General features: G+C 25.6%; 11 protein-coding genes. 10 read left to right on the forward strand and 1 reads right to left on the reverse strand.

The window, feature by feature from the left end; translation table 11 throughout:
* Nucleotides 1–728 (reverse strand): IS110 family transposase (locus NK213_RS03105; protein ID WP_253346580.1); only part of this gene is annotated, 728 nt, incomplete at its 3' end.
* A gap of 268 nt (nt 729–996) precedes the next feature.
* On the opposite strand from NK213_RS03105, the gene NK213_RS03110 reads away from it, so the two are divergent.
* Genes NK213_RS03110 through NK213_RS03155 form a run of 10 tightly spaced genes read left to right on the forward strand, consistent with a single transcriptional unit; the run spans nt 997 to nt 11,477 of the window.
* Nucleotides 997–2,064 carry a Gfo/Idh/MocA family protein gene (locus tag NK213_RS03110; protein WP_253346582.1) on the forward strand — a complete coding sequence of 356 codons (1,068 nt, stop codon included), beginning with the start codon at nt 997–999 and terminating at the stop codon, nt 2,062–2,064.
* A gap of 8 nt (nt 2,065–2,072) precedes the next feature.
* On the forward strand, nt 2,073–2,420 hold the full coding sequence (locus NK213_RS03115) for an EamA family transporter (RefSeq protein ID WP_253346584.1): 348 nt from the start codon (nt 2,073–2,075) through the stop codon (nt 2,418–2,420).
* 21 nt (nt 2,421–2,441) lie between these two features.
* On the forward strand, nt 2,442–3,239 hold the full coding sequence (locus tag NK213_RS03120; RefSeq protein WP_253346586.1) for an ABC transporter permease: 798 nt from the start codon (nt 2,442–2,444) through the stop codon (nt 3,237–3,239).
* Nucleotides 3,240–3,250: 11 nt separating this feature from the next.
* Nucleotides 3,251–4,447: an ATP-binding cassette domain-containing protein gene (locus NK213_RS03125; RefSeq protein ID WP_253346589.1), complete on the forward strand. Its 1,197-nt coding sequence runs from the start codon at nt 3,251–3,253 to the stop codon at nt 4,445–4,447.
* Nucleotides 4,440–5,312, forward strand: coding sequence for a hypothetical protein (locus NK213_RS03130; RefSeq protein ID WP_253346590.1), 873 nt, complete (start codon nt 4,440–4,442; stop codon nt 5,310–5,312). Before NK213_RS03125 ends, NK213_RS03130 begins: the two co-directional genes overlap by 8 nt.
* A 9-nt stretch (nt 5,313–5,321) precedes the next feature.
* The gene (locus NK213_RS03135; RefSeq protein WP_253346591.1) at nt 5,322–6,947 is read left to right on the forward strand and encodes a hypothetical protein; all 1,626 of its coding nucleotides are present in this window, start codon (nt 5,322–5,324) and stop codon (nt 6,945–6,947) included.
* Nucleotides 6,948–6,950: 3 nt separating this feature from the next.
* Entirely contained in the window at nt 6,951–9,119 is a 2,169-nt protein-coding gene (locus NK213_RS03140) for a glycosyltransferase (RefSeq protein WP_253346592.1), read from the forward strand.
* Nucleotides 9,120–9,128: 9 nt separating this feature from the next.
* Nucleotides 9,129–9,698: a dTDP-4-dehydrorhamnose 3,5-epimerase gene (gene rfbC / locus NK213_RS03145; protein WP_253346715.1), complete on the forward strand. Its 570-nt coding sequence runs from the start codon at nt 9,129–9,131 to the stop codon at nt 9,696–9,698.
* Nucleotides 9,685–10,590 (forward strand): glycosyltransferase family 2 protein, encoded by a 906-nt coding sequence (locus tag NK213_RS03150; RefSeq protein ID WP_253346595.1) that lies wholly within the window; start codon nt 9,685–9,687, stop codon nt 10,588–10,590. Before rfbC ends, NK213_RS03150 begins: the two co-directional genes overlap by 14 nt.
* Nucleotides 10,587–11,477 (forward strand): glycosyltransferase family 2 protein, encoded by an 891-nt coding sequence (locus NK213_RS03155; RefSeq protein ID WP_253346597.1) that lies wholly within the window; start codon nt 10,587–10,589, stop codon nt 11,475–11,477. The genes NK213_RS03150 and NK213_RS03155 overlap by 4 nt, the downstream gene beginning before the upstream one ends.
* Nucleotides 11,478–11,488: the final 11 nt, after the last annotated feature.

Raw genomic sequence — 11,488 nt, forward strand, 5'->3', positions numbered from 1 at the left:
ATTTGATTAAGAATATTCTGTAATTCAAAAATAAAACCATCAAGTCCAACAGAAATACCAACAGATTTAAAGGCAATATCCTTAATAAAAAGAGCTTTATCCTCACCAAGTCTACCTTTTGATGCTGTTTTAAGAAATTTAGTAAGTTTAGTAGTAGAAATATTAAGTAATTGGTCAGGAGTAGGAAAATTAAGAAGAATTTCCATAGAGGCATTACCAAAAGTATCAGAAAAAGCCTTATGATATTCAGGGAAAATAACATCAAGAACTTTAATAGCTTTAGTTTTAAGACATGCAATAGATTGAACCTGAAAAGTCCTGAATCTAGTCAATTCTTTTAAAGCCATAGTCTTATCATCAGCCATGGCTGATGAAGTAAATCTATTAATTCTAATAACTTCAGCAATAAGAAAAGAATCAATAATATCAGATTTGTTGGATTTAATAAAGAGGTTACGTAGAGCTTCAGACTGAATAGGATTGATAACATAAATATTCTTAGCAAATTCCATAAGAAAAGCATATATATTAAGCCAATAATGTCCGGTAGCTTCCATAGCAAAACTGATATTATCAAAATCAGAGTCAATAGAAGAGGATATATCAAAAAAACTTTTAAAACCTTCAATAGAGTTCTTGAAAGAAAAAGTTTTAATAAGTATCCCATCAGAATCAATGAAAGAAGCAACATGTGAAAATTTACCAATATCAATACCACAAAAAAACATAAAATCACCTACATATAAAATATAATGGCAGCCGTTCTACAAAAAAAATTATACTAATCAACCTTGCTAGATATTGGTAGCAAAACTACATCCAGTTCATTGGATTCAATATAATCGTAGAGGTAACAGTCTAACTTTAGTAGTTAAAACTACAAGGAGGTAAAAGTTACCACTCTACCATTAAAATAATTATTACATAAAGTAACAAAGATTTTAAGTAGTTAATTTAGCTTTTTTAACTACAAACATATTATACAAGGAGAATATAATGAAAGCATTGAAGATATGTGTGATTGGAGCTGGAAATATATCAAATAGTAGGCATATTCCAGCATTAAAGAAAAATAAAGACATTGTAGAGATATTTGGAGTTATAGGTAATAATAAAGAAAAAGTTAATAATACAAGTCAGAAAAATAAAATAAAAAATACTTTTATTCTGGATGACGAACTCGATATATCGAAACAGTTAGAAGATGTAAAGTGGTTTGCAGATGTAGATGCGGTTGTTATTGGAACTCCACCAATGACACATTATAAATTGGCTAAAGCATGTTTGGAATTAGGGAAAAACGTACTTTTAGAAAAACCAATGACTATGAATGATAATGAATCAAGGGAATTAATTGAAATTGCTAGTAAAGAAAATAAAACACTAAGTGTAATTCATAATTTTCAATATTCAAACGGCATTAAGAAGCTAGAAAAAAAGTTGAAAAATAATGAATTTGGAAGTATAAATACTATAACAGGGATACAATTTACAAATAGAGATAGAAGACTTCCAGAATGGTATAATGAGTTACCGTTAGGACTTTTTTATGACGAAGCTGCGCACTTTTTCTATCTTTTGGAAAAATTTGGCGGAGATTTGAAAGTTTTGTCAGCAACAGGTCAGTATGATGAAAGTAAACAGGAAAATACACCAATGATATTGAATATAGACATAAAAGCTGGAAAAATTCCTGCGCACATATCAATGAATTTTAACTCTCCTGTTTGTGAATGGTATTTAATATTATTATGTGAAAAGAAAGTTGTAATATATGATTTTTTTAAAGATATTCTTATTTACGCTAATAATGATAACCAACATTTAGCAAAAGATATATTAAGAAATTCATTGGGCTATACATGGCATTTTTGGAAAAATTTTATTGCAAATGGTTTTAAACTTGTTACAGGAAATTTACATTACGGGCATGATGTCGTTGTAAGGGAGTTTGTGAGTATAGTTAATGATAATTCGTATACTTCTGGGATAAAAGAGGAAAAGGGACAAATGGTTATAAAAGCAATGAATCAAGTAATAGAAAAAATTGAAAATTTTAGGTGAGGTACAATATGTATATTTTATTAGCATTATATTTACTATTGTCAACTTTGGGAATGGTATTGATAAAAATTGGTGGTGAAAATTTAAATATAGCATTTACTAAATCTTATTTTGGTTTTCAGTTTGGCTGGATAAGTATGTTTGGAGTAGTGTTTTATCTGGTTAGTTTTATTTTATGGATTATAATATTATCTAAATATAATTTAAGTTATATTTCTCCTATTGCATCAGGACTAGCGTATGTACTAATAATAGTTTTTTCAAGATTTTTGCTTAAGGAAAATATTAGTAATTACCAATGGTTAGGAATAATTGTAATATTACTTGGAGTAATATTAATGAATATAAAAAAATAAAAATTAGGAAGACGAGGAAATATGAAATTAAGTAAGTACATAAAAGATATTTATAAAGATAAAGATATAGTGATAGAATTAGCAGTAAATGATTTTAAAAATAAATATTCCGGATCATATTTTGGAATAGTATGGGCCTTTATTCAACCAATTGTAACAATTTTGGTATTTTGGTTTGTATTCGAGGTAGGATTTAGAGCTAAGGCAAACAATGATATTCCTTTTGTTCTTTGGTTGACAGCAGGATTGATTCCATGGTTTTTTTTCTCAGATGCCTTGAATAGTATGACATATTCTTTTTTGGAGTATGCTTATTTAGTAAAAAAAGTAGTATTTAAAATAGAATTATTACCGTTAGTCAAGTTACTTTCATCATTATTTGTACATTTTATATTTATTATATTGATGGTTATTTTATTATTGTTAAATAAATATAGTTTTTCATTATATTTATTTCAATTGTTTTACTACACATTTTGCACTTTAATCTTTGTTTTTTCAATAGGACTTTTTACTGCTTCTGTTACACCGTTTTTTAAAGATTTTGGTCAGATAATAACGATATTTTTGCAATTTGGGATGTGGTTAACACCAATTATGTGGCAAGTGAATATATTACCTCCAAGGTATGTATTGCTTTTTAAGTTAAATCCTATGTTTTATATAATTCAAGGTTATAGAGATTCGATATTTTATAACATTGGGTTTTGGAATTACAGATTTCAAACTTTATACTTTTGGAGCATAACAATAGTTTTAGTGCTTATTAGTGTAAAAGTTTATAAAAAAACTAATCAGCATTTTTCAGATGTTATTTAAAGGAGTAGGTAGTGGATAAAGTTATAGAAGTTAAAAAATTAAGTAAAATTTATAAGTTATATGATAAAAATATTGATAGATTGAAAGAAGTTTTGAATGTCAGAAGAAAAGTATATCATAAAGATTTTTATGCATTAAATAATATAAATTTTAATATCAAAGTTGGAGAAACCGTAGGAATAATTGGCAAAAATGGTGCTGGAAAATCAACGTTACTAAAAATAATTACAGGAGTACTTGCACAAACTAGTGGAGAAATGATAGTTAAGGGAAAGATAGCTGCGTTACTTGAATTAGGAGCTGGGTTTAATCCAGAATTCACAGGAATAGAAAATGTATATTTAAATGGAAGAATAATGGGTTTTACTAAGAAGGAGATGGATCAAAAACTTGAAAGTATTATTAAATTTGCTGATATTGGAGATTTTATTTACCAACCAATAAAAACATACTCAAGTGGTATGTTTGCTAGGTTGGCCTTTTCGGTTGCAGTTAGTGTAGAACCTGATATTTTAATTGTAGATGAAGCATTAAGTGTGGGAGATATGCAATTTCAGGAAAAATCTATAACAAAAATGAAAGAAATAAGAGATAAAGGAACAACAATAATTTATGTGTCTCATTCTTTACCTTCAGTAAGAAATTTTTGTGAACGAGCTATTTGGTTTTCAAATGGTAGCATAAAAGAAGATGGAGATGCTGATATTGTTTGTGAAAATTATGAGGAATTTCTTAGAGAAGAACAATTTGTTTTAAATGAAGATTTTAGTAATAGAGATATTAAAAATAAATCAATAGCCATATCCAATATAGTTTTAAATAAAGATATTTATACTATAGATGAAGATATAATAATTGAGTTAAATTTAGACTATATTATAGATACCATAGATTATGGAGTTGGAATTATTGTTTATAATGAAAAAGGAAAAGTAGTAACTTTATTTAATACTGTAAGAGATGACTTATATTTTGACAAAAAAAATAAAGTGATCAGACTAATAATTCCTGAAAATGATTTTATCGCTGGAAAATATTATATTTCAGCTTCAATTTGTGATAAGAATGTAATGTTCTCATATGATAAAGTAGATTATGCAAAGTCATTTACTGTAAAAAATAAAAAAAATAAACTTGGGATACCAATAAGTGATGGTATGTTTAGAGCAAAACACTTTTGGGAATATAAGGGAGATAGCTTTGAATAAGATAAAAAAAATTATGCTGATTATAAAAATGTTTGGGAGAGGGTTCATTTTTTATAAAAAAAATGGTAGTTTTTTATTTTTTAAAAGAATATTTTGCACAACAAAAAATCGTAATATTATTGGAATAACAAGAGTTAGAAATGAAGAACTTTTAATTGAAGATGCACTTAGGGATGCAGGGAAAGTAGTAGATAGTTTAATAGTTTTTGATGATTGCAGTATTGATAAAACTATAAATAAAATAGTGAAAAGTAAAAAAGTAAATAAAATAATAATAAATACCTATTGGGATATTAATTGTCCTGAAAATGAAACAATTCATAGAGAGATATTATTAAAGGAAGCACATAGTGAGAAAGGTGCTTGGATTTTCAATTTTGATGCTGACGAAAGATTTGAAGGAGAAATAAGGGAATTTCTGCTGGAAAATTTAAATAATGATTCTTTTGACTCAATAAAAATAAGACTTTACGATGCTTATATAACGAAATATGATGAAGAAAAGGAATATAAAAAGGCAGATAAGCTCTTAAATTTCAGAAAATATTTTGGTCCTGAATATAGAGATATTTTAATGATTTGGAGAAATAAGAAATACTTTAAACATGAGGGTCTAATTCAAAGAGAACCATCTGGCGCTAAAAATAGTATTACAAAATTTAGATGTCAACATTATGGTAAGGCAATTTCTGTTGAACAATGGGAAGAAACCTGTAAATTTTATGAGACGTATTTTCCAGAACCTTATAAGAGTAAATGGAGTAATAGAAAAGGTAAAGCAATACATACTTTATCCGATTTTGGAAATACTTTATATCCATGGGGTGAAGAATTATTCACAAAATCCTTCATTTTAGATAATTAGGTGATAATAATGAAAGAAGCGTTGATTTCAGTCTATTCTTTAGTTGAGTATGCTGGCTCTGAAATAAATTCACTTCAAATTGCGCAAGAACTAAAGAAAAAAGGTTTTAAAGTGACAATTTTTACTTTTTCTTATGGTTATCCTATGAAAAATTTATTTGTTGATGAAGATATTGAAATAATAGATTTTTTTGAAAGTAGGATAAATTTTGAGAATAAAGAATTTGATTTGTTATGGTGCCATCATTCACCAACTTTATATTCGCTGATTTATAATTTGGGGATAAGAGCAAAAAAAATCATTTTTCAGAGTTTATCACCATTTATGGATTTAGAAGTAATTCCCTTTTTTTATGAACATATTTCTTTAATTCTTACAAATAGTCTGGAAACTAAAAATCAAATTATTAGCGATTTGAAAATAAATGAATTAAGAACTAAGATTACAGTATTTCAAAATTTTGTCCCAGATAGTTATTTTCAGGTAAAAAAGGATGAGTATATTTTAAAGAAGATAGCAATTATATCAAATCATTTATGTGATGAAATAAAAGATGTTTCTGAACTCTTCATAAAAGACGGATTAAAAGTAGATATTATAGGTAAAGAAAAAAAAGTAAAGTTTGTAGATAGAGAATTATTGTCAAATTATGATTTAGTTATTACAATTGGGAAAACTGTACAATATTGTTTTAGTTCTTCAATTCCAGTATATTGTTATGATTATTTCGGTGGACCAGGATATATTACAAAAGAAAATTTAGAAAAAGCTGAATCTTTAAATTTTTCTGGCAGAGGATTCAATAATTTAACTCAATATGAGATATATAAGGATATAATTGAAAATTATAATAAGAATATAGAAAATATTGATTTTTATCATGAGTATGCAAAGGAAAAATTTTCATTAAGTAAAAATATTGATGAAATACTGAAATATTTAACAGAATTAAAAGAAGTAAATATAGATATTTTAAAAAAAGAATACTCTTTAATAGAAAAGCACAATAATTATTTCTTGAATGAATTAAAAAATAATTTATATTATAAGAAGAAGAATAATTTTTGGGATATTGAAACTAGATTATTTTTTAAGATAAATGATGAATGGATTGAACAAGTTGACAAAAAAAGTAGTGTTTTTTATGAAAATAATATTTTGAAAGTAAAATATGTGTTCAAGCAGTTTCAGAAAACTGATGAGATTTTATTAAACCCTATAATTAACAAATTTATAAAATGCAAGATATATAGTATTATAATTAATGATGAAAAAGTTAACTATACTAATTCAAATATGTTGAAAAAAGATGAATTTGATTATTTTATCTCAGTATTTCCATTTTATGAAATAAAATTTGATAAAGTAATGGAAGTAAAAGAAATGTTTTTTGAAGTTGAGATAGTATTATTAAATGAATATGAAATTGCTGGAATGGCTGAAAATTTGATTTCAAATTATAAAAAAGATTCAGAAGAAAAAAATAATATTATAAAGTATAATGAATATTTGATAAAGGAAAAAACACAAGAAAATAATGAATTAAAAAGACAATTAAATTTTATTTTGGAATCAAAATACTGGAAAATCAGGAGAACAATTAAAGCAGCTGCTAATATCTTAAGGAGAAAATGAATTATGAAAAAAAATATTGTGCATTTAATAAAGAAATCTAATTCAGTAATAAAAAAAGAAGGTGTAAAAAGTTTTATTAAAAAAGGAAATAATTATATACGTAATAGATATAGTGGAAAAACATCATCTTTTAAAAAGAGTTATAAAGATATACTCTTCATAAATGGATGTTACTTGGATCATCCCAGAAGATATAGAGTTAGTCATCAAATTGAACAGTTAAATTTTGTTGGTTATTCTTGTGACGAAGTGTGGTATGAAAATCTAGATATGAATATGTTGAAATATTATAGAGGTTTTATTTTTTATAGATGCCCTAGTACACCATTAATATTAGAATTTATTGATAATGCAAAAAAATTTAATAAAAGAACTTTTTTTGATATAGATGACCTGGTTATAGACAAAAAATATGTTGAAACTATCAAATATCTTGATGAACTTACCAAAGAGGATTATAATCTCTATATAGATGGTGTGCAGAGAATGCAGGAAACTTTGAGAAAATGCGATTACGGAATAACAACAACAACAGTTTTAGCAAAAGAATTAAATAATTATACAAAAGAAGTTTTTGTAAATAATAATGTTGCTTCTGAAAGAATGGTGGAGATTTCTGAAAAAGCAATACAAAAGAAAAAAAAGAATGAGAATATTTATTTGGGATATTTAAGTGGCAGTATAACGCATAATCCAGATTTTGAATTAATATCTGATGTTATAAAAGAGTTATTACTAAATCATGAAAATTTATATCTTGTTATTACAGGTCTTGTAGATATACCTAATAATCTATTAGAAGTAAAAAATAAAATTATAAAAAAGGATTTTGTGGAATGGAAAAAATTGCCTGCAATAATAGCTGAGCTTGATATAAATTTAGTCCCTTTAGAGAAATCAATTTTTAATGAAGCAAAATCAGAAAATAAATGGGTAGAAGCAAGTTTAGTTAAAACTGTTACTGTAGCCAGTAAATTAGGACCTTTTGCTGAAATGATAGAAGAAGGGATTACTGGGTTTTTATGTGATACTGAAGAAGAATGGTATAAAACATTAAATAATTTAGTTTTAGATTCTGAATTAAGAAATATTGTTGCTGAGAATGCATATAAAGAAACTAGAAATAAAAATATAACAGCATATACAGGGATGAAGCTTGCTAATTTTTTAGAAAGCAAATTAGCTCCCAATATACTAATGGTTTTGCCATCTGTACAAATCAGTGGTGGTGTAAATGTAGCGAAAAAACATTGCAATATTCTTAAAAAATATGGTTTTGACATAACAATACTATCTATGGGTTCAGAAAATGATAATATAGACTATGATGGTGAAGAAATAAATGTTTTATCTATATTTAAATCAGAAATCCACGCTTATTTTAAAACAATGGTAGGGACATTATGGAGTACGATGGAATTTGTTAATTCTTATCCTAAAGTAAAAGAAAAGAAATATTTAGTACAAAATTTTGAAACAGATTTTTATGAAATAGGTCATTATTTTAGAAAGTTAGCGAATTTAACTTATAACTTTTTTTCAAATGTTAAATATATTACAATTTCAAAATGGTGTGAGAAATGGTTAATAGAAGATTTTAATAAAGATGTAAATTATGCTAGAAATGGTATAGACATAGATAGCTTTAAAGCTGTAAAAAGAGATTTTTCTGGGAAAATAAAGATATTAATAGAAGGAAATTCAGAAGATTATTATAAAAATGTAGATGAAAGTTTTAAAATAACCAATCAATTAGATGGAGAAAAATTTGAAATAGTCTATCTTTCTTATAAAGGAAAGCCGAAAGATTGGTATAGAGTAAATAAATTTTATAATAGAATTCCTCATGAAAAGGTTCATGAGTTGTATCAAGAATGCCATATTCTAATTAAATCAAGTATTTTAGAAAGTTTTTCTTATCCACCTTTAGAAATGATGTCAACAGGAGGTCTAGTTGTCGTAGCACCAAATGGAGGAAATATAGAATACTTAAAAGATCGTGAAAATTGTTTGATGTATACAAATGGCAATTTTGATGAGGCAATCCAATGCATTAATCTTATTCTGCAAGATAACAATTTAAGAGAAAAAATAATTGAAAATGGATTGAAAACAGGGGCAGAAAGAGATTGGAAACTATTGGAAAAAGAAATAATAAAATTATATGAATAGAAGGTAGATATTATGAAATTTAGTGTTCAAAAAACTCCTATTTCTGATTTATTAGTGATCAGACCAAATGTATATGAAGATGAGAGAGGATTTTTTCTTGAGACATATAATAAAGATGAATTTGAAAAATTAGGTTTAAATCTGGATTTTGTTCAAGATAATCATTCAAAATCTAAAAAAGGTGTGTTGAGAGGATTACATTTTCAAACAAAATTTTCACAGGGAAAACTTGTAAGAGTTACTAAAGGATCAGTTTGGGATGTTGCAGTTGATTTGAGGAAGGATAGTAAAACTTATAAAAATTGGTTCGGAATAGAAATAAGCGAAAAAAATAAGCTAATGTTTTATATTCCAGAAAATTTTGCACATGGTTTTTTAACTTTAGAAGATAATACAGAGTTTCAATATAAATGTACTAATTTTTATCATGCTGAATATGATTCTGGAATTATTTGGAATGATAAAAATATAAATGTAAAATGGCCATTTGATGTCTATGATATAGATATTAATGAAGTCATTATATCTGAAAAGGATAAAAAAATGCAAAATTTTGAGGATTACGATGAAAAAAAATAGAATATTAGCTATTATTGTTACATATAATCCAGAGAAAGATTTCATCAAGAATTATAATTCTGTAAAAAGTCAGGTTGAAAATATCATAATAATTGATAATAATTCAGACAATAAAATAAAATTATTATTAGAAAATTTAAAAAATGAGAATGTGAAAGTTATTTTTAATGAAGAAAATATTGGGATTGCTGCTGCACAAAATATCGGAATTCAAGAAGCAGTAAAAAATGATTTTGAATGGATTCTTTTATTAGATGATGACTCGTATTTAGAGAGAGAGATGGTTGAATATCTTCTCAAGAGATATGAAATATATACTAATAAATCAAAAGTAGCTATTTTAGCCCCTAATATACAGGAAAAAAATCTCAAACACAGCATGAAATATATAGTCAAAGATAAAATTTTATTCAAGAAAAGAGGGTTTGAAAATCAGAGTTATTTAGATAATGTTTTAACAGTAATATCATCTGGATCTATGATAAATATAGAAAAGATAAAAAAATATGGTATGATGAAAGAAGACTATTTTATAGACTTTGTTGACACAGAATTTTGTTTAAGAATAGTTTCAAATGGTGAAAAAATATTGGCAGTGAAAGATGCTGTTTTAATGCATGAGATAGGAAAGAAAAAAGAGTATTCAATTGCAGGAATTAAAGTACGTACTTCTAATCATAATTCACAAAGATTATACTATATGTATAGAAATCGAATTCTAGTTTGGAGAAAATATTTTTTTAAGGTTTTTTCATATATAAGTTATGACATTATATATTCAAATTATCAATTTTTACTTATACTGATGTTTGAAAAAGAAAAAATAAGTAAAATAAAAGCTGTATTTAAAGGAATAAAGGATGGACTCTTTTTTAGTAAGGATAAATTATGAATTTTAGAATTGAAATATTAATGACTACATATAATGGAGAAGAATTTTTACGAGAACAATTAGATTCTATTATCAGACAATCGTATAAAAATTGGAATTTAAAAATAAGGGATGATTTTTCTAATGATAATACTTTGAAAATATTATCGGAGTATTGTGAAAAAGAATCCAGAATTCAAATAATTGAGGACGACAAAGGAAATTTAGGTATAGTAAAAAACTTTGAAGAATTACTTAAATATTCAGATGCTGAATTTGTGATGTTTGCAGATCAGGATGATATATGGTTAGATAATAAGATAGAAGAATTTCATAAAGTTATAATTGAAAGTGATTATGATAAAGAAGAAATGGTACTTATTCATTCAGATTCATATGTATATTTTAATAATAAAGTAATCAGAGACTTTATAGGAAAAAAAGCATTAAAAAAAGGAATACGGAATTATTTTTTTGAATATATAGTACAAGGGTCGTCAACGATGGTAAATAGAAAAATAATAGATGCTTCAATGCCATTTTTGGATGAGGTATATTTACATGATAGGTATTTTCATATATTAGCTGAGTTATTCGGGAAAAGATACTACATTCCCACACCACTAATAAATTATAGACAACATGAAAAGAATCAAATAGGATCTGGAAAGAGCATCTTTTACAATATATTTCATAAAAGATATTTTTTTAATAAGGATAGAAAATTAATAGAAAAAATTTTACATGTTTATAGCACAGATATCAATAAAAATAATAAAAAATTAATAATGGATTATCTGGGCATCACAAATACTAATTTTTCACATTTAAAGAGGTTACATATACTAAGAAAAAGTGGAATATATATGAATTTTAAAAAAAAGTTCTCTTTATTATTTAGAGGGTAATGGCTAAGAGA

Origin of the sequence: Sebaldella sp. S0638, from assembly GCF_024158605.1 — a bacterium.
GTDB lineage: Bacteria > Fusobacteriota > Fusobacteriia > Fusobacteriales > Leptotrichiaceae > Sebaldella.